The organism is Micromonospora rifamycinica, from assembly GCF_900090265.1.
GTDB classification, from domain to species: Bacteria; Actinomycetota; Actinomycetes; order Mycobacteriales; family Micromonosporaceae; genus Micromonospora; species Micromonospora rifamycinica.
In genome coordinates this window covers 6,276,998-6,302,863 of sequence record NZ_LT607752.1, presented here as the reverse complement: position 1 = coordinate 6,302,863, position 25,866 = coordinate 6,276,998, and the positions used below count along the sequence as shown (strand labels likewise).

23 protein-coding genes are annotated in these 25,866 nt (G+C 74.2%); 10 read left to right on the top strand and 13 right to left on the bottom strand.

What is annotated here, in order from left to right:
- Positions 1-71: 71 nt before the first annotated feature.
- The 4 genes from GA0070623_RS26770 to GA0070623_RS26755 form a co-directional block, all read right to left on the bottom strand.
- A complete protein-coding gene (locus tag GA0070623_RS26770; RefSeq protein WP_067301931.1) occupies positions 72-3,608 on the bottom strand; it encodes an error-prone DNA polymerase in 3,537 nt (1,178 codons plus the stop codon).
- A gap of 341 nt (positions 3,609-3,949) precedes the next feature.
- Positions 3,950-5,536, bottom strand: a complete 1,587-nt coding sequence (locus GA0070623_RS26765) for a DNA polymerase Y family protein (protein WP_067301866.1) — start codon at positions 5,534-5,536, stop codon at positions 3,950-3,952.
- Between the two features lie 20 nt (positions 5,537-5,556).
- Positions 5,557-6,294, bottom strand: a complete 738-nt coding sequence (locus tag GA0070623_RS26760; protein ID WP_067301869.1) for a hypothetical protein — start codon at positions 6,292-6,294, stop codon at positions 5,557-5,559.
- Between the two features lie 144 nt (positions 6,295-6,438).
- Complete coding sequence (locus GA0070623_RS26755; protein WP_067301872.1) at positions 6,439-6,888, bottom strand: SAV_6107 family HEPN domain-containing protein; 450 nt, start codon at positions 6,886-6,888, stop codon at positions 6,439-6,441.
- Positions 6,889-7,424: 536 nt separating this feature from the next.
- Here GA0070623_RS26755 and GA0070623_RS26750 point away from each other — a divergent pair.
- The 6 genes from GA0070623_RS26750 to GA0070623_RS26725 all read left to right on the top strand — a co-directional run bounded on the left by GA0070623_RS26750 (position 7,425) and on the right by GA0070623_RS26725 (position 12,825).
- Entirely contained in the window at positions 7,425-7,913 is a 489-nt protein-coding gene (locus tag GA0070623_RS26750) for a YbaK/EbsC family protein (protein WP_067301875.1), read from the top strand.
- The gene (locus tag GA0070623_RS26745) at positions 7,910-8,629 is read left to right on the top strand and encodes a monooxygenase (protein WP_067301879.1); all 720 of its coding nucleotides are present in this window, start codon (positions 7,910-7,912) and stop codon (positions 8,627-8,629) included. The genes GA0070623_RS26750 and GA0070623_RS26745 overlap by 4 nt, the downstream gene beginning before the upstream one ends.
- Positions 8,630-8,639: 10 nt before the next feature.
- A complete protein-coding gene (locus tag GA0070623_RS26740) occupies positions 8,640-9,209 on the top strand; it encodes a GNAT family N-acetyltransferase (RefSeq protein ID WP_067301882.1) in 570 nt (189 codons plus the stop codon).
- On the top strand, positions 9,206-10,105 hold the full coding sequence (locus tag GA0070623_RS26735) for a carotenoid biosynthesis protein (protein WP_067301885.1): 900 nt from the start codon (positions 9,206-9,208) through the stop codon (positions 10,103-10,105). The genes GA0070623_RS26740 and GA0070623_RS26735 overlap by 4 nt, the downstream gene beginning before the upstream one ends.
- A gap of 91 nt (positions 10,106-10,196) precedes the next feature.
- A complete protein-coding gene (locus GA0070623_RS26730; protein WP_067301934.1) occupies positions 10,197-11,327 on the top strand; it encodes a glycosyltransferase in 1,131 nt (376 codons plus the stop codon).
- Positions 11,328-11,337: 10 nt separating this feature from the next.
- Entirely contained in the window at positions 11,338-12,825 is a 1,488-nt protein-coding gene (locus GA0070623_RS26725) for a phytoene desaturase family protein (RefSeq protein WP_067301888.1), read from the top strand.
- 49 nt (positions 12,826-12,874) lie between these two features.
- Here GA0070623_RS26725 and GA0070623_RS26720 read toward each other — a convergent pair whose 3' ends face one another.
- From GA0070623_RS26720 to GA0070623_RS31485, 4 genes are all read right to left on the bottom strand, one after another.
- Entirely contained in the window at positions 12,875-13,564 is a 690-nt protein-coding gene (locus GA0070623_RS26720) for a CDP-alcohol phosphatidyltransferase family protein (protein ID WP_067301891.1), read from the bottom strand.
- 44 nt (positions 13,565-13,608) lie between these two features.
- A complete protein-coding gene (gene metF / locus GA0070623_RS26715; RefSeq protein ID WP_067301893.1) occupies positions 13,609-14,526 on the bottom strand; it encodes a methylenetetrahydrofolate reductase [NAD(P)H] in 918 nt (305 codons plus the stop codon).
- 178 nt (positions 14,527-14,704) lie between these two features.
- Positions 14,705-14,947: a hypothetical protein gene (locus GA0070623_RS26710; RefSeq protein ID WP_067301896.1), complete on the bottom strand. Its 243-nt coding sequence runs from the start codon at positions 14,945-14,947 to the stop codon at positions 14,705-14,707.
- On the bottom strand, positions 14,944-15,072 hold the full coding sequence (locus GA0070623_RS31485) for a hypothetical protein (RefSeq protein ID WP_269458967.1): 129 nt from the start codon (positions 15,070-15,072) through the stop codon (positions 14,944-14,946). Before GA0070623_RS31485 ends, GA0070623_RS26710 begins: the two co-directional genes overlap by 4 nt.
- Positions 15,073-15,550: 478 nt before the next feature.
- Between GA0070623_RS31485 and GA0070623_RS26705 the strand changes: the two genes are divergently transcribed.
- Together GA0070623_RS26705 and GA0070623_RS26700 are read left to right on the top strand one after the other, a co-directional pair.
- Positions 15,551-15,787 carry a GntR family transcriptional regulator gene (locus GA0070623_RS26705; RefSeq protein WP_197700013.1) on the top strand — a complete coding sequence of 79 codons (237 nt, stop codon included), beginning with the start codon at positions 15,551-15,553 and terminating at the stop codon, positions 15,785-15,787.
- 91 nt (positions 15,788-15,878) lie between these two features.
- Positions 15,879-16,961 carry a polyprenyl synthetase family protein gene (locus GA0070623_RS26700; protein ID WP_067301899.1) on the top strand — a complete coding sequence of 361 codons (1,083 nt, stop codon included), beginning with the start codon at positions 15,879-15,881 and terminating at the stop codon, positions 16,959-16,961.
- 221 nt (positions 16,962-17,182) lie between these two features.
- Here GA0070623_RS26700 and GA0070623_RS26695 read toward each other — a convergent pair whose 3' ends face one another.
- Complete coding sequence (locus GA0070623_RS26695) at positions 17,183-17,572, bottom strand: Rv2175c family DNA-binding protein (RefSeq protein ID WP_067301901.1); 390 nt, start codon at positions 17,570-17,572, stop codon at positions 17,183-17,185.
- A 359-nt stretch (positions 17,573-17,931) separates the two neighbouring features.
- Here GA0070623_RS26695 and pknB point away from each other — a divergent pair, with 359 nt between their 5' ends.
- Positions 17,932-19,917, top strand: coding sequence for a Stk1 family PASTA domain-containing Ser/Thr kinase (gene pknB / locus GA0070623_RS26690; RefSeq protein ID WP_067301903.1), 1,986 nt, complete (start codon positions 17,932-17,934; stop codon positions 19,915-19,917).
- Between the two features lie 20 nt (positions 19,918-19,937).
- Positions 19,938-20,801 carry a deoxyribonuclease IV gene (locus GA0070623_RS26685; protein ID WP_067301943.1) on the top strand — a complete coding sequence of 288 codons (864 nt, stop codon included), beginning with the start codon at positions 19,938-19,940 and terminating at the stop codon, positions 20,799-20,801.
- Positions 20,802-21,000: 199 nt separating this feature from the next.
- Here the strand turns inward: GA0070623_RS26685 and GA0070623_RS26680 are convergent, their stop codons facing one another.
- The 4 genes from GA0070623_RS26680 to GA0070623_RS26665 all read right to left on the bottom strand — a co-directional run bounded on the left by GA0070623_RS26680 (position 21,001) and on the right by GA0070623_RS26665 (position 25,793).
- Positions 21,001-21,975 (bottom strand): threonine aldolase family protein, encoded by a 975-nt coding sequence (locus tag GA0070623_RS26680; protein ID WP_231932870.1) that lies wholly within the window; start codon positions 21,973-21,975, stop codon positions 21,001-21,003.
- A gap of 70 nt (positions 21,976-22,045) precedes the next feature.
- Positions 22,046-23,452, bottom strand: a complete 1,407-nt coding sequence (locus GA0070623_RS26675; RefSeq protein WP_089004191.1) for a class II 3-deoxy-7-phosphoheptulonate synthase — start codon at positions 23,450-23,452, stop codon at positions 22,046-22,048.
- A gap of 68 nt (positions 23,453-23,520) precedes the next feature.
- A complete protein-coding gene (locus tag GA0070623_RS26670) occupies positions 23,521-23,997 on the bottom strand; it encodes a hypothetical protein (protein WP_067313577.1) in 477 nt (158 codons plus the stop codon).
- A 158-nt stretch (positions 23,998-24,155) separates the two neighbouring features.
- Positions 24,156-25,793, bottom strand: a complete 1,638-nt coding sequence (locus GA0070623_RS26665) for a glycosyl hydrolase family 18 protein (RefSeq protein WP_067313575.1) — start codon at positions 25,791-25,793, stop codon at positions 24,156-24,158.
- Positions 25,794-25,866 lie beyond the last annotated feature (73 nt).

Here is a 25,866-nt window from a genome sequence, read left to right as displayed (position 1 = left end):
CGCGGGCCGCTCTGCCGGCGCGTGCCGGAAGTCTCCCGTTTTCCGGCCCGGAAAACCGTAATGTGGATCACTCATCGGAAGTCGCGGGAGGCTGGCGCGACCGGCGGCGTGATCGGGTCCAGCCGGTCGGCGGTGAGGTTGGTGACCCCCTCGTGCCGCTGCAGCAGGCCGCGGACCACGAGGGCGGCGCTGGTGCGGGCGACCCGCCGGTAGCGCTGCCACAGCCCCGGCGAACACGTGACGTTGAGCATCCCGGTCTCGTCCTCCAGGTTGAGGAAGGTGACCCCGCCGGCCGTCGCCGGCCGCTGCCGGTGGGTGACGATCCCGCCGACCCGGACCCGCCGACCCGACTCCACCCCACCGAGCCGGGCGATCGGCACCGCGCCCAGCGCGTCGAGCCGGTCCCGGAGGAACCGGGCCGGGTGGCTCTCCGGGGACAGCCCGGTGGCCCACACGTCGGCGACCAGCCGGTCCACCGCCTCCATCCCGGGCAGGGTGGGGGCCGCCGCGCCGGTCACCGTGCCGGGCAGCCGGCCCGGCCGGTCCTGGGCCGCCGCCCCGGCCGCCCAGAGCGCCTCCCGCCGGGTCAGCCCGAAACAGGCGAAGGCGTCCGCGGTGGCCAGCGCCTCCAGCTGACCCGCGGTGAGACCGACCCGCCGGGCCAGATCCGGCATGTCCCGGTACGCCCCGTGCGCCGTCCGCTCCGCCTCGATCCGCTCGGCCACGTCGTCGCCGAGGGTACGGACACCGCCCAGCCCGAGCCGGACCGCCGGCCCGCCCAGCCCCCAGGCGTGCGGCGGCTCCCCCGGCACACTCCCCCAGCGTGTTTCCGGCGTGGACTCCAGCACCGCCCCCGCCCCGCTGGCGTTGACGTCCGGCCGGCGGACCTCGACGCCGTGCCGGCGGGCGTCGTCGACCAGGGTCTGCGGCGCGTAGAACCCCATCGGCTGGGCGTTGAGCAGGGCGGCCAGGAACGCCGCCGGATGATGGCGCTTGAGCCACGAGCTGGCGTACACCAGGTAGGCGAAACTCATCGCGTGGCTCTCCGGGAAGCCGTAGCTGGCGAACGCGGTGAGCTTGCGGTACACGTCGTCGGCCAGCTCGCCGGTGATCCCCCGCTCGGCCATCCCGGCGTAGAGCCGGTCGGCGAGCTGCGCCATCCGCTGCACCGACCGTTTCGCCCCCATCGCCCGACGCAACTGGTCGGCTCCGGCGGCGTCGAAGCCGGCCAGGTCGATGGCGAGCTGCATGAGCTGCTCCTGGAACAGCGGCACGCCGAGGGTCTTCTCCAGCGCGTTGCGCATCAGCGGGTGCGGGTACGTCACCGGCTCCTGGCCGTTCTTGCGCCTGATGTACGGGTGCACCGAACCGCCCTGGATCGGGCCGGGCCGGATCAGCGCCACCTCCACCACCAGGTCGTAGAACTCGCGCGGTTTCAACCGGGGCAGGGTGGCCATCTGGGCGCGGCTCTCCACCTGGAACACCCCCACCGAGTCGGCCCGGCAGAGCATCTCGTAGACCTCGGGGTCGTCCAGCGTCATGTCACCCAGGTCGAGGCTCTGGCCGATCAGGTCGTAGCCGTAGTGCAGGGCCGACAGCATGCCCAGGCCGAGCAGGTCAAACTTGACCAGCCCGACGGCCGCGCAGTCGTCCTTGTCCCACTGGAGCACGCTGCGGCCGGGCATCCGCCCCCACTCCACCGGGCACACCTCGATCACCGGCCGGTCGCAGATCACCATGCCACCGGAGTGGATGCCCAGGTGCCGGGGGAACGTCTGCAACTCGTCGGCGTACGCCACCACCTGCTCGGGGATGCCCTCGACGTCCACCGCCGCGACCGAGCCCCAGCGGTCGATCTGTTTGCTCCAGGCGTCCTGCTGCCCGGGCGAGTAGCCGAACGCCTTCGCCACGTCCCGCACCGCCGACCGGGGCCGGTACGAGATGACGTTGGCGACCTGGGCGGTGTGCTCCCGGCCGTACCGGGCGTAGACGTGCTGGATCACCTCCTCCCGCCGGTCGGACTCGATGTCCACGTCGATGTCGGGTGGCCCGTCGCGTTCCGGGGCGAGGAACCGCTCGAACAGCAGCCGGTGCCGTACCGCGTCCACGTTGGTGATCCGCAGCGCGTAGCAGACCGCCGAGTTGGCCGCCGAACCCCGGCCCTGGCAGTAGATGTCCTGCGCGCGACAGAACGCCACGATGTCGTAGACCACCAGGAAGTAGCCGGGGAAGCCCAGCTCGTCGATCATCCGCAGCTCGTGTTCCAGCTGCCCGTACGCCTCCGGGTGCGCCCCGGGCGGGCCGTAGCGCTCGTGCGCCCCGGCCAGCGTGAGGTGGCGCAGCCAGCTCATCTCGGTGTGCCCCGCCGGCACCGGGTACGCCGGCAGCCGGGGCGCGACCAGGTGCAGGTCGAAGGCGAGTTCCGCGCCGAACCCGGCGGCCCGGGACACCGCACCCGGGTACCCGGCGAACCGGGCCGCCATCTCCGCGCCGCTGCGCAGGTGGGCGGTGGCCGCGGCGGGCAGCCAGCCGTCGATCTCGTCCAGGCTGCGCCGGGCCCGTACGGCGGCCAGGGTGGTCGCCAGCCGTCGCCGCCCCGGGCTGGCGTAGTGCACGTTGTTGCTGGCCACGGTGGGTAGCCCGGTGGCGGCGGCCAGCTCGGCGAGGGCGTCGTTACGGTCGGCGTCGACCGGGTGCCCGTGGTCGGTCAGCTCCACCGCCACCGTCTCCGCGCCGAACAGCGCGGTGAGCCGGTCCAGCTCCCGGGCCGCCGCGTCGACCCCCTCGGTGAGCAGCGCCGCCGGCACGTGCCCCTTGCGGCAGCCGGTCAGCACCAGCACGTGGTCCCGCAGCTCGGCGGCGAGCTCCTCCAGGTCACCGTAGACCGGGCGACCCTTCTCCCCGCCGCGTAGCTGTGCCCGGGAGATGACCGACGCGAGTCGGGCGTACCCCTCGTGGCCGTGGGCCAGCACCAGCAGGTGCCGGCCCAGCGGGTCCGGTTCGCCCTGCTGCGGGCCGGGCAGCCCCAGCGACAGCTCCGCGCCGAAGACCGTCGGCAGGCCTAGCGCACCGGCCGCCTCGGCGAACCGGACCACCCCGTAGAACCCGTCGTGGTCGGTCACGGCGAGCGCGGTCAACCCCAACCGGACGGCCTCCTCGGCCAGTTCCTCCGGATGACTCGCCCCGTCGAGGAAGCTGAAGTTGGTGTGCGCGTGCAACTCGGCGTAGGGCACCGCGCCGTCCGGTCGGGTCAGCCCGACAGGCGTGTACCGCTCGCGGTGCCGGCTCCAGGCCGGCGAGTCGCCACCGTCGGCGTCGGCGAGCGGATCCACCACGTGCAGGTGCCGGTCCGTCCGCCGCCGGCCATCCGGCCCGTCCTCCCGGGACCGGCCGCCCCGAGGCCCACCGTCCTGGAACCGGCCGCCCCGAGGCCCACTGTCCTGGAACCGGTCGCCCCGAGGCCCACCGTCCTGGAACCGGTCACCCGGGGAACGCTCGCCGGGGGAACCTCCGTCCAGGGAACGGTCACCCGCGCTGCCGTCGGCAGGCCGTCCGGACAGCACCCGCTCCAGCTCCGACCAGGGCAGCTTCGGATTATGGAAGCTCATCCAGCCGCCCCCGCCGTGCCCGCCGTCCCCGCGGCACAGGCCGCCCCCACGGTGCAGGCCACCCTGTCGGTGCAGCTCGCCCCGCCCCAACGGTGCACGCCGCCCTGACGGCGCAGGCCGCCCTGACGCGACGGGTCGTTCTTGCGGCGCAGGGCGCGTGGCGCGGCAGGGTCACCGCCGACAGGAGTGGTTTCTCCGATGAGTGGTATGCCGCTGAGGCATAAATATGCCTCAGCGGCATACCACTCATGAGGAAACAACCCTGAGACCCGGCCCAACCCGACGCGACCCGGCCCGGCCCAACCCCACCCGACGCGGCCCCACGCGAACCAGACCACCGGTCAGTCATAGATCGCCTCCACCAGCCACCGGCCCGCCTGGACGGCCAGCAGGAGGGCGGCGCCGTCGGCCAGGCAGACCTGGAACCGGGCCCGGCGATGGGCCTCGGTGGGCACCCACCACCGTTCGTCCAGCGGCCACGGACCGGACCAGCCGACGATCTCCGCCGGGTCGCTACCGCCGACGCAGAGGCGGGCGGGGGCGGCGCTGACCACCAGCCGTGCGCTGACCACCACCGGCTCCCCGGCGGCGTCGTGCACGGTCGCGGCGAGCGGAACGGACAGCACCACGGCCGGCGCGGGCGGCGGCAGCCGTCCCGGCCAGGGCGGCGCCGCAGACAGCCCACCCGGCAGCGGGAGTGTGTCCGGCAGCGGGGGCGGGCCGGGGCGGGTGGGCAGTCGTTCGTCGCCCCACGGGACCAGACGGGTCTGGTCGGCCGGGGACCGGCCGCCGCCCAGCACGGCGGTGACCACCGCCTCCGGGCCGAGGATGCCCTGCACCCGGCTCAACGCCCGGTGCGCCCGGTCCCGTTCCGCACCGGCCTCCCCCCACAGGCCGGGTTGCAGACCACCCTGAGCCAGCAGCCCGTCGGGGATCAGCCGCAGCCGGACGATTCCGGCGGTGGGTCGGGCCGGGCGGGCACCGGGTCGACCGGTGCTGCCGGAGAGCCAGCCGTCGAGCTGCCAGCGCACCCGGTCGGCGATGGCGGCGGCGGTGAGCAGCCCGTCGTGCCGCCACACCCGGTGCAGTTCCTGGCCGTGTGCGGTGACCGCCTCGATGCCGAGCCGGGTACAGGCCAGCCCGTGCCCCGCCAGCCGGTCGTGCAGCCGCTCGGCCAGCATCCGGGCCGCGAAGGCCGCCGCGTCGACCCGGTCGAGGGGCTCGTCGTGGTGGGCGGTGACCGTCAGGTCGGCGGGCGGCTGCCGGACGGCGAGCGGCCGGTGGTCGTACCCGGCGGCGAGCCGGTGGGCGAGCGCCCCGTCGAAGCCGAACCGGGCCAGCACGTCACCGGCGGGCAGCGCGGCGAAGTCGCCCAGGGTCCGTACGCCGAGCCGGCGCAGCAGGTCGGCCAGCGCCGGTCGGCCGATCGCCTCGACGGGCAGCCCGGCCAGGAATCCCGGCGTACCGCCCGGGGGCACCACCTGCCCGGTCCGCGCGGCGAGACCGGCGGCGAAGACCCCGTCGGCGATGCCGATCTGGCTCTCCACCGCGCAGGCCTGGGCGACCTGTTCCACGATCCGTTCGGCGGCGGCCTCCTCACCGCCGAGGTGGCGGGCGGGTCCTCGGGCGGCGAACGCGCAGACACCGGGGCGGACCACCTCGACCGCGGCGACGACCTCCTCGACCGCGGCGACGACCGGTTCGAAGGCACGGGCGTCCCGACCGGGGTCGTGGTCCACGACGGTCAGCGAAGGGCAGCGCCCCTGCGCCTCCCGTCGGCGTAGGCCCCGGCGCACCCCGGCTGCGCGGGCCGGCGCCGAACAGGCCACCACCCGGTTGGCGTGCAGCACGGCCACCGGGCCGGTGGCGGGTACCCCGTCGACGATCTCGACGGCGAGCACCGGCCAGTCCGGACACCAGAGCAGCATGGTGCGTACCGGCGTACGGGTCACGGCCCGACCACGGCCAACCCGCCCGGCCGGGCCCCGGCGGTGGACCCGGACGGGCCGGTCGACCCGGCCCGCGGGATGATCCGGGTGGACCCGTCTCCGGGCAACCACATGGTGATCTCCTTCGGGCGGGCCGCCGCCCCGCGCCCGCGGGCCGATACGGTGACCTCCCGGCGGCGCAACCGGCCCCGGCCCGGACCGAGCCCCGCCCAGACTCCCCGGACCACCTGGAGGGTGACGTCCGCACCGGCCCAGCGACCGTACGGGACGAGCACGCAGCCGCGTTGCCGTGCCCGCGCGGCCAACCGGTCGGCGACCGGGGCGGAGACGGCGTGCGGCACGGCGGTCACCACCACGTCGACCCCGTCGATCAGGGCGGCGACCACGGTGGGCCATTCCGGGCCGGGATGGGGCACCAGGGCCAGGCGGTCCAGGGCGATGCCGGCCTCGGCGGCGGCACCGGCACCGAAGGTGGGCACCCCGACGACCGCGCACCACGACCCGGCCCGGGACGCCTCGGCGAGCAACGCCAGCACCAGGGAGGTGCCACCACTGTGCCGGGGCTGGCCGGTGGTGACGGCGACCGTGCTGCCCCGGCGTAGTCCCCGGTGCGGCAGCAGGCCGGTCAGCTCGGGTGCCACCGGGAGCACCCGGTGGCCGCCCGTCGGGTCCGGCGCGCTCGCCGGGCGTACCAGAGCGGCCAGTGCGGCGGAACCGACCACCATGCGGCCCGCCATCGGACCAGCCCCCCGTCGTGTCGTTACTCGGATCAGGTTGTGCGTCGGACGGCGGGCCGGCGGGGACCGGGACGCGGCCGGGTCAGCTGTTCCCCCCGGGCGGCGAGCCGGCCGCGGCCCCGCCGACTCGACCGGCGAAGCGGGTCAGGCGGCGAGGCCGTCGAGGGCGGGCTGGTGGGTCAGGCCGAGGGCCTGCTCCACCACCGCCACGAACTGCTCGGCGGCCCGGAGCAGGTCGTCGGCCTCCCGGGCGTTCACCACCCGGGGTATGCCGGCCTCGGCGGCGGCCCGCTTGCCGGCGGCGGCGGCGAAGTGCCGGGACCACTCGTCCAGCTCGGGGGCGACGCTGGCGAGCAGCACCCAGACGCTGGTGATCCGGCGTCGCCGGCTGGGTGCGGGCCGGGCACGGGCCGCCAGCAGGGCGGCGGCGGCGCGCAGCGCGGCCAGGTGGGCGGCGGCGTAACGCAACCCGTCGGGGCGGGTCTGGGCGGCCTCGGCCAGCCCCCGTCGGGCCACCGCGAGGAGTTGGGTCGGGGTGCGGTGCGGCAGCACGTGCGCGGGCACCGTCGGCGCCTGGGCCGGGTTGGTCGGCATGACTGTCTCCTCCGCGTGACCGGGTCGGGCGGAACGCACGGTGGAGGGACTCCACCGGCGCGACGCCCGGGCGGGTGGTGCGGAGGAAGGCGCACCGATAGGGGCCGGCCGGGTGTGGACGCTTCCCCACACCACACCCGGCCGGCGAACCGGCGGGTTCGTCGCCCGCCGCCCGGGGGTCGTGGGCGGCGGGCGACGACCTGCCTTGACGGGACCGGGCTCGCGACTGCCCGGAACCCCGGTGCGGTCCGCGAAACCGCACCTGCCCGGGTCGGCGCCGCGAAACACCGCCCCCGGGGACGTTGGAACGGGTGTGCGAGTGAATCGAACACTCGTTCTAACTGCTCTGACAGTACACCCTGCCCCCGACGAAAACGCAACGGTGACGTACGGCGTGCCAGGTTGGAGCCCCGCCCGCACCCGGCAGCGGCGGGACCGGACCGCGCGCCGGTGGGGGTGCGGCCGGGTGCGGGGTGCTCGGGCGCCCACCCGGGACCGGATGCCGCAGCACCGACGGCACCGGGGAGAATGGCCCCATGCAGTCACACCCGAACGTGCAGGCGGTGCAGCGGGCGCTCGACGACGCGGGCGCGCGGGACGGGTCCGGCTCCCCCAGCCGGGTCCGGTTGCTGCCCGAGGCGGTGCACACCGCCGCCGCGGCGGCCGCCGCGCTCGGCGTCCACGTCGGCGCGATCGCCAACTCGCTGGTCTTCGACGCCGACGGCACCCCACTGCTGGTGCTCACCTCGGGCGCTCACCGGGTGGACACCGCCGGCCTGGCCGCCCATCTCGGGGTGACCCACCTGCGCCGGGCCACCCCCGAGTTCGTCCGGCAGCACACCGGGCAGGTGATCGGCGGGGTCGCCCCGGTCGGCCACCCCGGGCCGCTGCGCACCCTGGTCGACACCGCCCTGGCCGGCCACCCCGAGGTGTGGGCCGCCGGTGGCGTACCGCAGGCGGTCTTCCCCACCACCTACCCGGAGCTGCTGCGGATCACCGGCGGCACCCCCGCCGAGGTGGCGTGAACACCACCCCGGAGCTGGTCACCCTGCACGTGTGGCGGGTGCCCCGGGCCGCCGTCGGGCGGGCATTGGCCCGGATGGCCCGGCATCCGTGGCAGCTGCGGCGCACCCCCGGCGTACGGTTCGGCAAGCTGCTCGGCACCGGGACCGGCACCGGCTTCGGCCCGGGGGACGCCGACCTCACCCGGTGGGCCGCGCTGGTGGTGTGGGACTCCCCCGCCGCGGCGGCCGGCTTCGACGCCTCCCCGGTCGGCCGCTCCTGGGCCCGGATCGCCCAGGCGTCGGCGCGGCTGGAGTTGCGCCCGGTGACCAGCCGGGGCGCGTGGTCGGGCCGGCGGCCGTTCGGCGAGCCGGCGGGCGGCCGGGTCGACGGGCCGGTGCTGGCGCTGACCCGGGCCCGGCTGCGCCCCCGCCGGGCGCTCACCTTCTGGCGGGCCGTCCCGCCGGTCGCCGCCGCGCTGCACGCCGCGCCGGGGCTGCTCGCCCGGTTCGGCGTCGGCGAGGCGCCGCTCGGCTGGCAGGGCACGGTCAGCGTGTGGCGCGACCCGACGGACCTCGTGGCCTTCGCGTACCGTCACCCGGAGCACCGGGCGGCGATCACCCGCACCCCCACCGAAGGGTGGTACGCGGAGGAGTTGTTCGCGCGCTTCGAGGTGCGCGCCGTGGTCGGCGACCGGTCGGTGCTGGGCTGGGTCGCCGAGGGTGACCCGCAACCGTGAGAGGACGCGCATGAGGTTGGTGCGGTGGACGCCGGAGGATCTCGTCCGGCGGCTCGACGACGTGGTCACGGTGTACGGGGAGGCGATGGGCTACCGCAGCGACCTGCTGGAGGCCCGGCGCGGCTACATCGCCACCCACGCCCGCCGGCCCGGGTTCCGCGCCGTCGCCAGCCTCACCACCGAGGGCCACCTGGCCGGCTTCGGCTACGGCTACCTCGGCGCGGGTGGACAGTGGTGGCACGACCAGGTCTTCCGGGCGCTGGACCCGGACGCCCGGCAGCGCTGGCTGACCCACTGCTTCGAGGTGGTCGAGCTGCACGTCCGGCCGGCCGCGCAGGGGCACGGCGTGGGCGCCCGGCAGCTCACCGCCCTGCTCAGTCTCGCCGAGGGCGGCACCACCCTGCTGTCCACCCCGGAGGCCGACGAGCGGACATCGCGGGCCTGGCGGCTGTACCGGCGGTTCGGCTTCGTCGACGTGCTGCGGCACTTCCGGTTCCCCGGTGACGAACGGCCGTTCGGGGTGCTCGGCCGGGACCTGCCGCTGCCCCGCCCCGGCGCGTCCGACCCGGCCATGCCATGACCCGCCGGCACGTCCCCTGGCTGCTGCTGGCCGTCCTGGTGCTGGCCCAGATCTGCTATCCGCTCACCACCGGCGGCACCCGGGCCCGGCTCACCGTGGCCACGGTCGTCCTCGGTTACCTGCTCTCGGTGGGGCACGCGCTGCTCACCCGGGGTGCCCGGGCGGCGGTGGCGCTGGTCGCGGTGGCCACCGGCGGCGGGTTCGCGATCGAGGCGCTCGGGGTGGCCACCGGCTTCCCGTTCGGCAGCTACGACTACTCCGGCGAGTTGGGGCCGAAGCTGGCCGGGGTGCCGTTGATCATCCCACTGGCCTGGACCTGGATGGCCTGGCCCGCCTGGCTGGCCGCCGTCCGGCTGACCACGTCCACCGGCCGGCCGACCACGCCCGCCGGCAGGCTGACCACGCCGGCCGGCCGGGCACCCGCCGCCGGCACCGCGACGCCCCGGTGGGTGGGGCACGCCGGGCGGGTGGCGCTGGCCACCGTCGGGCTGGCCGGCTGGGACCTCTTCCTCGACCCGCAGATGGTGGCCGAGGGCTACTGGGTGTGGCGCGACGCCACCCCGGCGCTGCCGGGACTGCCCGGCATCCCGGTCAGCAACTACCTGGGCTGGCTGCTCTTCGCGGTGCTGCTGATGAGCGCGCTGCGCCCGCTGGCCGGGCCGTCCGCCGCGGTCACCGGCTCCCGCGACGACCCGATGTTCGCGCTCTACCTGTGGACGTACTTCTCCAGCGTGCTGGCGCACGCGGTCTTCCTCCGGCTGCCCGCCTCGGCGGTCTGGGGGGCGGTCGGCATGGCGGCCGTGGCGGTGCCGCTGGCGGTGACCCTGCTGCGCGCCCGCCGACGGCCCGCCGACCGGCCGGTGCCGGACCGGCCCGGCGTCGACACCCCGGCATGAGCGGCACCCGGCCCGGCCGACCCGCCCCGCCACCGTGCCGGCACCCGACGCCGGGACGACGACCGCCGGCCTGGTCGGTGGAGGCGCGGCGGTGACCGTCGTCGCGCTCGTGCTGGCCGTCGCGGTGACCGCGCTGACCGCACATACCTGGGTCAACGCCCGGTACTGGCTGCGCCGGCCGGCCGACGGGCCGGTCGGGGTCGACGAGACGGTGGCGGTGCTGCTGCCGCTGCGCGACGAGGCCGACCGGGTCACCCCGTGCCTGCTCGCGCTGCTCGCCCAGCAGGGGGTGCCCGACCTGCGGATCGTGGTGCTCGACGACGGCTCGACCGACGGCACCGCCGAGGTGGTCCGCGCGGTCGTCGGCGACGACCCCCGGGTCACCCTGCGCACCGGGGTCACCCCGCCACCGGGCTGGCTGGGCAAGCCGCACGCCTGCCACCAACTCGCCGGGCACGCCGACCCGACCGCCACCGTGTACGCCTTCGTCGACGCCGACGTGGTGCTCACCCCGTACGCGGTGGCGGCGGCGGTGACCGAGCTGCGGGCGGCGCGGGCGACGCTGCTGTCGGCGTACCCGAGGATTCTGGTGCGGACGGTGGGTGACCGGCTGGTGCAGCCGCTGTTGCAGTGGTTGTGGTTGACCTTCCTGCCGCTGCGCGCGATGGAACGCTCGGCGCGGCCGTCGCTGGCCGCCGCCGGGGGGCAGTTCCTGCTGGTGGACCGGGCCGGCTACGACCGGGCCGGCGGGCACGCCGCCGTCGCCGACCGGGTGCTGGAGGACATCGAGCTGGCGCGGGCGGTGAAACGCGCCGGCGGCCGGATCGCGCTGGCCGACGGCTCCCGGCTGGCCGCCTGCCGGATGTACGAGACCTGGCCGCAGCTGCGCGACGGCTACACCAAGTCGCTCTGGGCCACCTTCGGCCACCCGGCGGCCGCCGCGGCCGTGGTCGCCGCACTGCTGCTGCTCTACACCGCGCCGCCGCTGCTGGCGGTGGCGGCGCTGGTGGCGGGTCCGCCGCCGGCCGCCGGGCTGGCCCTGACCGGGTACGCCGCCGGAGTCGCCGGCCGGGTGCGCAGCGCCCACGCCACCGGCGGCCGGGCCTGGCCCGACGCGCTGGCCCACCCCGTGTCGGTCGTGGTGCTCGGTTGGCTGACCCTGCGGTCGTACCATCTGCGGAAGCGGCGTCGCCTGTCCTGGCGGGGCCGCCCGGTCAGCTAGGAGGCGCGGCATGGCGCGGATCGTGGTCATCGGCGCCGGCGTGGGCGGGTTGGCCACCGCCGCCCGGCTGGCCGTCAGCGGGCACGAGGTGACCGTCTTCGAACGGTCCGGCACCGTCGGCGGCAAGCTCGGCCGGTACGTCCGGCACACCCCGGCGGGCAGCTTCCACTTCGACACCGGGCCGAGCCTGCTCACCCTGCCGCAGGTCTTCCACGACCTGTTCGAGGCGACCGGGGCGAAGCTCGACGAGTACCTCGACCTGACCCCGCTGGACCCGATCGTGCGGCACGTCTTCCCCGGTGGCGGGCCGGTCCTCGACTCGTGCGCCGACCCGGACGAGTTCGCCGCCCGGATCGGCGCCGCCCTCGGCGACCGGTCCGCCGCCGACTGGCAACGGCTGTGGCGGCGGGCCGCCCGGGTCTGGACGGCCTCGCACCGGGACATCCTGCGGCGTACCGTCGACTCGCCGCGGGACCTGGCCGCGCTGGCCTGGCGGCTGGGTGACCTGGCCGCGATCGGCCCCGGCCGCACCCTGCGCGGGCTGGGCCGCGGCCACCTGTCCGATCCCCGGCTGCGGATGCTGCTGGACCGCTACGCCACCTACACCGGGGCGGATCCGCGTCGCGCCCCGGCCGCGCTGGTGGCCGTCCCCTACGCCGAGCTGACCTTCGGCGGCTGGTACCTGCGCGGCGGGCTGGGCACCCTGGCCGACGCGCTGCTCTCCCGCTGCCTGGACCTGGGCGTGACGGTCCGCACCGGGGAGACGGTCACCCGGATCGACGCCGCCGGTGGCCGGGTGCACGGGGTACGCCTCGCCGGGGTCCACGCGCCCGTCCCCGCCGACGTGGTGGTCGCCAACGCCGACGCGCTCACCGTCTACCGGGACCTGCTGCCGCACCCGCGCCGGCTGGCCGCGCTGACCGACCGCAGCCTGGCCGGTTTCGTGCTGCTGCTCGGGGTACGCGGCGACTCCGGGCTCGCCCACCACACCGTCTTCTTCCCCGGCGACTACGACGCCGAGTTCGACGCCGTCTTCGGCGACCCGGGGCGGGGGATCCGGGCCCGGCCGGCGACCGACCCGACGGTCTTCGTCACCGTGGCCGACGACCCGATGGTCCGCCCGGCCGGGCACGAGGCGTGGTTCGTGCTGGTCAACGCCGCCCGCCACGGCACCGCCCCCGATGCGGTCGACTGGCGTCGGCCGGGGCTCGCCGACGCGTACGCCGACCGGATCCTCGACGTACTCGCCGAACGGGGGGTCGACGTGCGGGACCGGCTGCTGTTCCGCGAGATCCGCACCCCGGCCGACCTGGACGCCGCGACCGCCGCACCCGGCGGGTCGATCTACGGCACGGCCGGGGGGCTGCTCCGCCCGGCCAACCGGGGCCCGGCGCACGGGCTGTGGCTGGTCGGCGGCTCCAGCCACCCCGGCGGCGGCCTGCCGATGGTCACCCTGTCCGCCCAGATCGTCGCCGACGAGATCGGCCCCGCCTGGTAGAAATCCCCGCCCCCGCCCCCGCCCCATGGCCCGCCCGGGCGCGGGCGGGTCAGCCGGCGTCGAGCAGGGCGCGGCGGACGGTGGAGAGGAGCTGGCCGAGGCCGAAGCCGGCCAGCAGCAGCCAGACGGCGGTGGCCATGGTGATGGTGCCGGCGGACAGGTCCAGGTCGATCAGCCCCGTCAGCCCGGCCAGCAGCAGCCCGACCAGGGCGACGCAGACCCGGGTGGGCCGCTCCCCCACGGTGACCGCGCCGATCTCCCGCATCCCGGCGGCCACCGCGCGGGCCCGGACGTACTCGTGCAGCCAGGACAGCGCGCCGGCCGCGACCACCAGCGCCCCCGGTGCGCCGACCAGCCAGAACGCCACCAGCCAGGCGATCTCGCCGAGCCGGTCGGCGACCGAGTCGTAGACGTAGCCGAGCCGGGTGGTCCGGCCGGTGGCGACCGCCACCGCCCCGTCCACACTGTCGGCGACCGAGGCGAGCAACACGAACAGCGCCCCCACGATCGCCCCCTGGGCCGACCGGACGCTGAACAGCGGTACGCACAGGCAGAGCAGCACCCCGCCGACGGTCACCGCGGTCGGGGTGACCCGAAGCCGGCCCAGCACGTAACCGACGTGGTAGGCGAAGCGCAGCCAGGCACGGACCACCGGCGCGGCGGCCCGGGGGTCGAAACCGCCGTGCAACCGGGCCCAGGCGGTCGCGTACTCGTTCCAGTTCAGCTGTGTGCCCACCATCGGTCAACCGCCGTGGTGTGGTCGAGGTGTCGGGGTCGGCGCGTTCACACCCGGGCGTCGGCCCGCAGGCTGCGCCACACCTCCCGGGTCGCGGGTGAGCGGTTGAGGGTGATGAAGTGGATACCGGGCACCCCCTCGTCGAGCAGCCGGGCGCACATCTCGCTGGCCTGCTCGATGCCGAGCCGGCGGACCGCCTCCGGGTCGTCGGCGACCCGCGCGAACCGCTCGGCCAACGCGGGCGGGAAGGGCGCACCGGACAGCTGCACCGAGCGTTCGATGGTGCCGATCTGGGTCACCGGCATCACCCCGGCCAGGATCGGCGTGTCACAGCCGGCCGCCGCCACCCGGTCGCGCAACCGCAGGTAGTCGTCGGCGTCGAAGAACATCTGGGTGATGGCGAACTCCGCGCCGGCCCGGCACTTGCGGACGAAGTGCGCGGTGTCGCTCTCGACGTCGACCGACCGGGGATGCTTGTAGGGGAAGGCGGCCACCCCGACACTGAAGTCACCGGCGTCGCGGACCAGCCGGACCAGGTCCTCGGCGTAGTCGACACCCTCGGGGTGGCGGATCCACTCCCCGCCCGGGTCGCCGGGCGGGTCACCACGCACGGCGAGCACGTTGCGGACCCCCACCCCGGCCAGTCGCCCGATCACGTTGCGCAGCTCGGCGACCGAGTGGTTGACGGCGGTCAGGTGCGCCATCGGCAGCAACGTGGTCTCGGTGGCGATCCGCTCGGTCACCGCGACGGTGGTGTCCCGGGTCGAACCGCCCGCGCCGTAGGTGATCGACACGAACGACGGGCGCAACGGCTCCAGCTCGCGGATGGTCTGCCAGAGCAGCTGCTCGCCCTGCGCCGTCTTGGGCGGGAAGAACTCGAACGAGAACGTCGGCTGGCGGTCGCGGATCAGCTCCCCGATCGCCGGCTGGGGATTGGGGAGGACGGAGGGAAGACCGAGCGCCACGTGTCGACTCTAGCGGGCGTTGCCGCCCGGCTTCACGTACTTCCCACCAGAACATCGACACCCGCCGAGCCGACCGACGCCCCACCCGGCGCCCGCCGATCTCGGGCAGCGACCGTTCGGACCGGACGGGAAGTGCCCATGATCTCGTGTGACGGCGCAACCGGAAGCAGCAGTGCTCCTACACCCGCGTCGTCTTCCGGCAGGTGGGCCGGGTGAGGGCGGCGGGGCGGAGGCCATCCTTCTGCACGAAGATCTTGCGGCGCGACACGGCGTCGCCCTTCGCGTTCAGCTGATACCCGTCGAGCCATACCCACCCGTCGTAGGTGGGCCAGTCGAGCACGCGGATCAGCCGGAAGCGGATCGGTCTGAGGAACTGGACACTCGCGGACCTGGTCACGTCGAATGCGTCTCCGGCCCTCATCGGCTCTTCCTGTCCCGCCAGGCACGTAGCGTCTCGCCGGCCCGCGTCAGGCGTACGCAGGAGCCGTCGGGCTGACACCGGGAGCAGGCGCTGCGGTGGTGGAAGTCGACCACGTAGCCGGCCATGAGCACAGCAAACGATGGCTCCGCCCCCGCCTCATCCATGGCGGGCCATCCAGGCTGCCGAGGCAGTAAGCCCCGGTCCCGGTCGATTCGGCAGGCATGTGTCAGCCACGGGGCCAGGACCCCCGGTTCGGCCATACGACGTTTCCGGCGCGTGGACCGGGCGCGAGATTGGTCGTGGGCCGTTCGCCCTCCGCCGGCCGCCACCGGGCAGGGCCGCTCCGAGCAAAAACGACAGCTTCTCGCGAAGGTGCCGGCTTCTGGACGACATCGACAGCTCCAGCCGGCCGGTGGAACCACTTCCAACGGGACATAGGACCTTCCCCTGATGCTGACGGTTTACCGATCGCCACCGAGGGTAGACCACCTCGTCCTACTCGTACAAGCACGTACAGCATGTCTAAGACCGTAATATACGGGCAGGACCGTCCTACATGTAGCTAGCCGAGATTGTCGTGTTCGTCGTTCATAAGGTCCGGCCATGAGCATCGATGAGATGTCGCCAGTGCCGTTCTACGTGCAACTGGCTGACCTGCTCGCCAAGCAGATCGAAGACGGGACGCTCAAGCCTCGGCAACCGATCCCGAGTGAGGCGTACCTGCAACAGACCTACGGCGTGTCGCGCGGGACGGTGCGAGCAGCCGTCAAGCTGATGCGCGAACGCGGGTTGGTGTTGACGTTCGCTGGTCGCGGCACGTGGGTTGCCGAGCAGCAGTGAGCTCGACCGGCACCTGGCCTGCCGCGCCGCCGGGCCGACGCGCCGGGGCGGTGGTGCGGCGGCGACGGTGGCGACCGGCTAGCGTCGGGGCGTGACCCACGCCGCTCCCGTCTCCCCCGTCGACCGTGCCGGCCTGCGGCAGCGCGTCGACAAGGCCCTGACCGAGTTCCTGGCCGGCCGGCGCAGCTGGATGGCCGGCATCGACGAGGCCCTCACGCCGGTCGCCGAGGCGGTCGAGGGGTTCGTGCTCGGTGGCGGCAAACGGCTGCGCCCGGCGTTCGCGTACTGGGGGTTCCGGGGTGCCGGCGGGGTGGACGCCGACCAGGTGGTCACCGCCCTGGCCGCGCTGGAGTTCTTCCAGGCCAGCGCCCTGATCCACGACGACCTGATGGACCGCTCCGACACCCGGCGCGGCGATCCGGCGGTGCACCGGCGGTTCGCCGCCCGGCACCGGGCGACCGGCTGGAACGGCGATCCGGACGGCTTCGGCGACGCGGCGGCGATCCTGCTCGGCGACCTCTGCCTGGTCTGGTCCGACGAGATGCTGCACTCCGCCGGGCTGGACCCGCGCACGGCGGCCCGCGCCCGGCCGGTCTTCGACGAGATGCGCGCCGAGGTCACCGTCGGGCAGTACCTGGACGTGCTGACCCAGGCGACCGGCGAGGTCTCGCTGGAGCGGGCCGGCAAGGTGGCCCGGTACAAGTCGGCCAAGTACACCGTCGAACGGCCGCTGCTGCTCGGTGGCGCGCTCGCCGACGCGTCCGCGGACGTGTGCACCGCCTACTCGGCGTACGGGTTGCCGCTCGGCGAGGCGTTCCAGCTCCGCGACGACGTGCTGGGGGTGTTCGGCGACCCGGCCCAGACCGGCAAACCGGCCGGCGACGACCTGCGCGAGGGCAAGCGCACCTACCTGGTGGCGGCGGCGGTGGAGGTCGCCGACCAGGCGGGGCGGGAGCTGCTGCTCGGCCGGCTCGGTGACCCGGCGCTGGACGAGGACGGGGTTACCCGGCTCCGCGAGCTGATCAGCGCCACCGGCGCGTTGGCCCGTACCGAGCAGCGCATCGTCACCCTGACCGACGCCGCCCTGGCCGCCCTGGCCGGCGTCGACCTGGACACCGAGGCCCGACAGGCCCTGGTCGACCTGGCCATCGCCGCCACCCGCCGCGCCGACTGACCCCGCCCCACCCCCACTCCCCCGCACGCCGCCCCACTCCACCCCGCGCTGAACCTTGTTGATCAAGAGGTTCAGGTCACGAGATGAGCCGGCAGGTGACCTGAACCTCTTGATCGTGCTGCGGTGTCGTGACTTCAGGGAGCCGGCTCCGGGCCGGGAGGGGCGAGGGGAGGCGGGAGGCGGGAAGGGGTGGGAGAGGAGGCGGGAAGGGGTGGGAGGGGTCAGAAGCCGAGGGCCTGGGCGCGACGCTTCACCTCGCGGGCATGGTCGCCACCGAGGGTGACCGCGCCATTGCCACCGGAGAGGGTGTCGTCGTGCTGGTAGAGCCAGCGCAGCGCGGCCTCGTCGTCGTACCCGGCGTCGGCGAGCAGGTTGAGCACACCGGGCAGGTGCTTGAGCACCGTCTTGTTGGCCACCAGGTCGGCGGGGATCCGGCGGACGCCGTCCCGGCGCACCGCGATCAGCTCGCGGTCCCGGATCATCTGGTGGACCTTGCTGATCGACAGGTCGAGCCGCTCGGCGACGTCGGGGAGGGTCAGCCAGTCGGCCGGGTCGCCGGGGCCGGCGAGTTCACTGCCGACGGACTGGTCGGCGGGTACGGAATCGGTCACCGGACCACCCTGCCACGTCCCCCGGCCGCAGCCGCAACGGCACCCCGCGTCGCACGCCCCACACCACCCGGCCGCACCCGCGAGACCCCGACCGCACACGCACCCGAGCCCCGACCGGACCGCACACGCATGTCACCCCCGCAGCGCACACGCCGCGACACCCGCAGCGCACCCGCGACGATGCTCCGGGCACGAGCAGACGCCCCCGGGCACGAGCAGCGGTGTCCCGTCGCGCGGGTGGGGTACCGCTGGACGGCGAGTGCTGTCGTGCCTGGCTGAGCGCGCGGAACCGGTCGGGTCGGAACCGGCTGTAGCATCCTGTTCAACCTTCACCCTCAGGACACATAGACTCCCTGCCGATGGACATACAGGTCGCCGACACGTTGCTGGGCTCGCTGCTCGACGGGCGCTACCGCATTCGCGGTCGCGTGGCCCGTGGTGGCATGGCGACCGTGTACACCGCCACCGACGAGCGGCTGGAACGCACCGTAGCGGTGAAGATCATCCACCCGTCCCAGGCCACCGAGGCGCGGTCCCGACTGGCGGGATTCCCGGGTCGGTTCACCGACGAGGCCAAGGCCATCGCCCGGTTGACCCATCCCAACGTGGTCGCCGTCTACGACCAGGGCACCCACCAGGGGCTTCCCTACCTGGTGATGGAGTACGTCCGGGGCCGCACCCTGCGCGAGGTGCTGGCCGAACGCCGCCGGCTCAACCCCGACGAGGCATTGGCGATCATGGAGCAGATGCTCGCCGCGATCGCCGCCGCACACCGGGCCGGGCTGGTCCACCGGGACGTCAAGCCGGAGAACGTGCTGGTCGCCGAGGCGCCCACCGGCGGGGTGGCCAACCTGGTCGACAGCGTGGTCAAGGTCGCCGACTTCGGCCTGGCCCGCGCGGTGGAGGCCAGCGCCGAGGAGGGCGACGGCAACCAGCTGATGGCGACCGTCGCGTACGTGGCGCCGGAGCTGGTCACCGACGGGCAGGCCGACCCGCGGACCGACGTCTACTCGGCCGGCATCGTGCTGTTCGAGATGCTCACCGGTCGGGTTCCGTACGACGGGGACCGCCCGGTCGAGGTGGCCTGGCAGCATGTCGACCGGGACGTCCCGGCCCCGTCGATCCTGGTGCCCGGCCTGCCCCGGGTGCTCGACGAGCTGGTCGGCCGGGCGACCCGGCGGGATCCGGGCGCACGCCCGGCCGACGCGGGCGCGCTGCTGGCCGAGGTGCAGGTGGCCCGGGACGAGCTGGGCAACCCGAACGCGCACACCGCCGTGCTGGGCCGGGTGGGCGAGGAGTTGCCGGCGGTGGCCCAGCCGACGATGGTGGTGGCCGCGGTCAGCCCGGTGAACCGGCCGACCTGGGCCCGGCTGCCCGAGCCGGTCGCCCCGCAGCGCCCGCACCGACGCCGGGCCGTCGAGGATGCCGCCCTGGGTTCCCGGTTCGCGCAGCTGCGTACCCGGGTGATGGGCACCCCGCGCGGCCGGTTGTCGGTGGCGGCGGCCGTGGTGGTGATCGGCCTGCTCGCCGCGATGGGAGGCTGGTGGGTCGGGGTGGGCCGCTACACGGTCGCCCCGCAGCTGGTGAACCTCAGCCGCGCCGACGCGCAGGCCCAGGCGGACCGGGCCGGGTTCCGGCTCTCCTTCGCCGAACCACGGTACGACGAGAAGATCCCCCGCGACGGTGTGGTCGCCCAGGACCCGGGCTCGGCTGCCAAGATCCTCAAGGGCGGCACCATCACGCTGACCCTCTCCCTGGGGCCGGAGCGGTTCCCGGTGCCGGACGTCGTCGGCAAGGAGTTCGACCTCGCCGAGGCCGATCTGACCGGCGCGAAGCTGGTGGTGGCCAAGGGCAGCCCCCGCTACGACGACAACCTGCCGGCCGGGGTGGTGGTGGACACCAACCCCAAGGTGGGCACCGAGGTGAAACCGGGCACCAAGGTGACCGTCATCCTGAGCCGGGGTCGGGCCCCCGTCACGGTGCCGGATCTGGTCGGCAAGAGCCTCGGCGACGCCCGCACCGCGCTGTCCCAGCTCGGGCTGGTGGCGGTGGAGACATACAAGGAATCCGACAAGCCGCGCGACGAGGTGCTCGGGCAGAGTCCGGCCGACGGCGCGGGCGTGGAGAAGGGCACCAAGGTCAAGCTGGACGTCAGCAAGGGTCCGCCGCAGGTGACCGTGCCCCGGGTGGTCGACCTGCCCTGCCAGCAGGCCAAGCAGCAGTTGGAGGGGGCCGGCTTCACGGTGAACGTCCAGTTCAACCCCAACGGCATCGTCCGGTTCCAGAACCCGGGCGAGAACTCCCAGGTGCCGCCCGGCACCCCGGTCACCCTGGGCTGCCTGTGAGTCGCCCCGGCGGGCTGCCGGTGGGCCCGCTCCGGCCGGTCGGTTCGCACACCCCCACCTCGGGCGGGCTGGCCAGGACGGCCCTGCCGTACGTGGACGCGACCGGTTCCCGGGTGGTGCAGGTCTACGTCTCCAACTCGCGGGGTTGGGCGTTGCCGCCCGGTGACCCGGCCCAGGACGCGCTCTTCGCCGCGGGCTGCGCCGCCCGTGGGGTGCCCGTCTACATCCACGCCTCGCTGCTGGTCAACCTGGGCTCGCCCACCCCGGCGACGGTGGAGAAGTCCGCGCAGACGCTGGCGCACGCGCTGCGTCGGGGGCGGGCGATCGGGGCCCGGGGGGTGGTGTTCCACGCCGGCAGCGCGGTCGACGCCGGTTACGCCGAGACCGCCCTGCGGCAGGTACGCGAGTCGCTGTTGCCGCTGCTGGACGAGACCACGGCCGCCGGTGGTCCGCTGCTGCTGGTGGAGCCGAGTGCCGGTGGCGGCCGGTCACTGGCCTCCCGGGTGGAACACCTCGGCCCCTACCTGGACGCGGTGGACCGGCACCCGGGGCTGGGCGTCTGCTTCGACACCTGCCACGCCTGGGCGGCCGGGCACGACCTGGCCGCCGAGGGTGGCATGACGGCGACCCTGGACGCCCTGGTCGCCACGGTCGGGGCGGACCGGCTGAAGCTGATCCACGCCAACGACTCCAAGGACCTGTGCGGCTCCACCCGGGACCGGCACGAGAACATCGGCAAGGGCGGCATCGGCGAACCGGCCTTCGCCGAGCTGATGGCCCACCCGGCCACCGCCGGCATCCCCGTCGTCGTGGAGACCCCCTCGGACAGACACGAAGGCCACGCCACCGACATAGCCACCCTCAACCGCCTCCAAACCCCCTAACCCCACCCCCCTCTCCCCGCAATTTCCCCCGGACCCCCTGTTGATCAAGAGATTCAGCGTTGATCAAGAGGTTCAGGTCAACTTGAAGATCGAAGTTGACGCAAACCTCTTGATCAACCCGGACAGGGCGACGCAAACCTCTTGATCAACGCGCGCAGGGCGGTGGGCGGGAGGGGAAGAGCGGGAGGGGGTCAGGGGGTCAGGGGGTCAGGAGGTGGGGGAGGATCTTGCTGGCGTGGTCGATGGCGGCGTCGTCGAGGTCGAGGTGGGTGACCAGGCGGGCGGTACGGGGGCCGAGGACCGACAGCAGCACCCCCTCGGCACGGGCGGCGGTCGCCAGGGCACGGGCGTCGAGCCGGTGCCCGGTCAGATCCAGCGGGACGATGTTGGTCCGCACCGGCCCGGCGAGCACCCCGGACCCGGCGAGCGCCTCGGCGAGCCGGGCCGCGCGCGCGTGGTCGTCGGCGAGCCGGGCGAGGTGGTGGGTCAGGGCGTACCGGCCGGCGGCGGCGAGCACCCCGACCTGCCGCATGCCGCCGCCCATCCGCTTGCGCAGGACCCGGGCCCGGGTGATCTGCGCGGCGCTGCCGACCACCAGCGAGCCGGCCGGTGCGCCGAGCCCCTTGGAGAGGCAGACCGACAGCGTGTCGAAGAGCGCGCCGTACTCCTGCAGGGGCACCCCGTCGGCGACGTGCGCGTGCCAGATCCGGGCGCCGTCGCAGTGCAGGGCGAGGCCGGCGGTGTCGGCGACCCGGCGCAGTTCCCGCAGGGTCGGCAACGGGATCACCCCGCCGCCGCCCCGGTTGTGGGTCTGCTCGACGGCGATCGCCCGGGTCGGCACCGCGAAGTAGCCGTCCGGCCGGATCATCGCCTCCACCACGCCCGGGTCGAGGTCCGCGCCCACCGCCGGCCAGGTCCGCGAGGAGATCGCGCCGTACGCCGCCGCCGCGCCGACCTCGTACGTCACCACGTGCGCGTCGGCGTCGCAGAGCAGCTCGTCGCCGGGCGGGACGACCAGTTGGAGGGCGATCTGGTTGGCCATCGAGCCGGTCGGGGCGAACAGCGCCGCCTCGTGCCCGAAGAGCGCCGCGACCTCGGCCTCCAGCGCGTTGACCGTCGGGTCCTCGCCGTACACGTCGTCGCCGACCTCGGCGGCGGCCATCGCCGCCCGCATCCCGACGGTCGGTCGGGTCACCGTGTCGGACCGCAGGTCCACCAGCGGGGCGTCGCCGCCGGTCGGGTGGTCAGCCACGCAGCATCTCCGCCACCAGGAAGGCCAGCTCCAGCGACTGCTGGGTGTTCAGCCGGGGGTCACAGGCGGTCTCGTACCGGTCGGGCAGGTCGAGGTCCTCGATGCCCTGCGCGCCGCCGAGGCACTCGGTGACGTCCTCACCGGTCAGCTCGACGTGGATGCCGCCGGGGTGGGTCTCCAGCCCCCGGTGCACCTCGAAGTAGCCGAGCACCTCGTCGACGATCCGGTCGAAGTGCCGGGTCTTGTAGCCGTTGGAGGACTCGTGGGTGTTGCCGTGCATCGGGTCGCACTGCCACACCACCTTGGCCCCGGCGGCGGTGACCTTGGCGACGATCGGCGGCAGCGCGTCGCGGACCTTGTGGTTGCCCATCCGGCTGATCAGGGTGAGCCGGCCGGGGATGTTCTCCGGGTTGAGCTTCTCGCACAGCTCGATCGCCTCGTCCGGGCTGGTGGTCGGGCCGAGCTTCACCCCGATCGGGTTGGCGATCCGGGAGATGTAGTCGATGTGCGCGCCGTCGAGCTGCCGGGTCCGCTCGCCGACCCAGAGAAAGTGCCCGGACAGCCCGTACGCCCGGCGGTCGGAGACCCGGGTCAGCGCCCGGTCGTACTCCAGCGCCAGCGCCTCGTGCGAGCAGTAGAGGGTGACGGTACGCAGCGCGTCGTCCTCGGTCATCCCGCAGGCCCGGATGAACGCGATGGCCCGGTCGATCTCCCGGGCGATCGCCTCGTAGCGCTCCCCCGCCGGGGAGTTCTTCACGAAGCCCTTGTTCCAGTCGTGCACCGCGTGCAGGTCGGCCAGCCCACCCGCCAGGTAGGCGCGGAGCATGTTCATCGCGGCGGCCGAGTTCGCGTACGCCCGGATCATGCGCTGCGGGTCGGCGACCCGGGCGGCCGGGTCGGCCTCCAGCGCGTTGATCATGTCGCCCCGGTAGGCGGGCAGACCCCGGGCGTCGGTCGGCAGCGACCGGGGCTTGGTGTACTGGCCGGCGACCCGGGCCACCTTCACCACCGGCAGGGACGCGCCGTAGGTGAGCACGATCGCCATCTGGAGCAGGGTGCGGGCGTTGGCCAGCAGGTGGCTCTCGGTGTTGTCGGCGAAGGTCTCGGCGCAGTCGCCGCCCTGGAGCAGGAACGCCTTGCCCTCGCAGACCAGGGCGAGCTTGCGCCGGAGCTGGTCGACCTCGTAGGGCGCGACCACCGATGGCACGGTGTCGAGCACCTTGCACACCTCGGCGACCTGGGCCGGGTCGGACCACGGCGGGGTCTGCTGGCGGGGCAGCTCACGCCACCTGTCGAGGCCGAGGGCGGCGTCCTCGGCGGAGTCGACGGTGGGGCGGCTGGTCTGCAGCCCGGGGCTGCTCACGGCGGGGTAGCTCAGCTGATGCCACTCATGGCGCATGGGAGAAAGCGTACGGCGACGGTCCGGGCGGCCGGGCGGCGAGGGGCGCGGTTCCGGCAGTTGGGAGGTCAGGGGGTGACCGACGGCTCAGGGCTGTGTCCACCGGGCTCCTCGCCCGCGATGCACCAGTCCGCGCCGTCCCGGGTGACCGTGAACAGCAGTGGCCGGGTGGTCTTCCGCGTCCCCGCCGAAGCGGTCACGGTGGTGCTGACCTCCTGCCCCTGGGCACCGGTGCGGATGTCGGTGATGGTCGCCCGGGACACCTTGAAGTGGTCGGCGAAGTCGCCGTTCGGCCCGGTCGCGGCGGCGTCGAAACCCGCGTGCATCGTCGCGCAGAGCTGGCTGCGGCCGGCGGCCGGATCCTTGGCGGTCATCGCGTCGAGGTACGCCTGGACCCGCTCGCGGGCCTTGCCGGACGCTTCCTGGGCGGGCACCCGCTCCGGCGTCCCCTCGGCCCCGTCGTCCCCGGTCGAGCCGCAGCCGAGCAGGGTGAACAGCGACAGGGCCAGCGGTACGACGCCCGCGGCGCGGAGTCTGGCGTCCATTCGTCCTCCGGGATGCGACATGTCGACCGGTTGCCGAGCGGCGAGTCTGCCACACCGCACCGGTGGGGTGGCAACCCGTGACGACGCGGACACGCCGGCGGGGAGGGACCGGATTGCCGGTCCCTCCCCGCCGGACGGGTGCGGTGTCGGTGCTCGGCTCAGCCGAGACCACCCTTGATCGCGCCGATCAGCTCGCCGTTGCCGGTGTCACCGGAGAGTTCCCAGAAGAACGCGCCACCGAGGCCCTGGTTCTTCGCGTAGGTCATCTTGCCGCCGATGGTGGCCGGGGTGTCGTAGCTCCACCAGTTGCTGCCGCACTTGGCGTACGCCGTGCCGGCGATCGTGCCGGTGGCCGGGCAGGTGTTCTTGAGCACCTTGTAGTCCTCGATGCCCGCCTCGTAGGTGCCGGGGGCCGCGCCGGTGGCGGTGCCGCCCGGGGCGGCCTGGGTCACCCCGGTCCAGCCGCGACCGTAGAAGCCGATGCCGAGCAGCAGCTTGCTGGCCGGGACGCCCTTGGACTTGAGTTTCTGGATCGCCGCGTCGGAGTTGAAGCCCTGCTGCGGAATCCCGGTGTACGAGGTGAGCGGCGAGTGCGGGGCGGTGGGCCCTTGCGCGTTGAACGCGCCGAAGTAGTCGTACGTCATCGGCATCAGCCAGTTGAGGTTGCCCACCGCACCGGCGTAGTCGGTGGCGTCGATCTTGCCGCCGTTGCTGCCGTCGGCGGTGATCGCCGCGGTGACCAGGGCCGACGAGCCGAACTTGGCCCGCAGCGCGGAGATCACGTTCTTGAACGCGTTCGGGCCGCTGCTGTCGCAGCTCAGGCCGCAGGCGTTGGGGTACTCCCAGTCGACGTCGATGCCGTCGAAGACGTCCGCCCAGCGCGGGTCCTCCACCAGGCTGTAGCAGCTGTCGGCGAACGCGGCCGGGTTCTGGGCGGCCTGGGTGAAGCCACCCGACCAGGTCCAGCCGCCGAAGGACCAGATCACCTTGAGGTGCGGGTACATCTTCTTCAGCTTGCGCAGCTGGTTGAAGCTGCCGCGCAGCGGCTGGTCCCAGGTGTCGGCGACGCCGTCCACGCTGTCCGCCGCGGTGTACGCCTTGTCGTAGTCGGCGTAGCTGTCCCCGATCGTGCACCGGCCGCCGGTGGTGTTGCCGAAGGCGTACAGGATGTGGGTGAGCTTGGCGGCCGAGCCGCTGGTGGCGATGTTCTTGACGTGGTAGTTGCGCCCGTAGACGCCCCACTCGGCGAAGTAGCCGACGACCTTCTTGTCCCCGCTGGGCGGCGGGGTGGTCGGCGGCGGGGTCGTCGGGGGCGGCGTGGTCGGCGGGGCGGTGGTGGGCGGGGCGGTGGTGGGCGGGGCGGTCGTCGGCGGCTTCGTGGTGGTGGGCGGGGTGCCCCCGCCGCACGACGCGCCGTTGATCGTGCAGTTCAGCGGCGCCCGGTACGGTCCGGTGCCGTTGTAGCCCCAGCTGAAGCTGGCCCCCGGGGCGAGCGGCCCGGCCCAGCTCTTCTTCACCGCCACGTAGTGGTTGCCGCTGCTGGTGACGTCGGCGTCCCAGAAGCTGCTGATGGTGGTGCCGGACGGCAGGTCGAACTCGATACGCCAGGTGCTGACGCTGGCGCTGGAGCCGTTGGCGACGGTGACCCGGCCCTCGTGGCCGGTCCCCCAGTCCTGCGCCGAGGCGAATGTCGCGGTGACGCTTCCGGCGCCGAACGCCGAGGTCACCGGTACCGCCGCCACGGTCAGCGCCATGACGGCGCCGGCCCAGAGGGCGCGGCGGAGCGATCTCTTCATGAGGCGCCTCCTCAAACAGTTAGGAAACTTTCCAAATCGATGGGGAGACGCTACTCACACCGTCATCACTTCG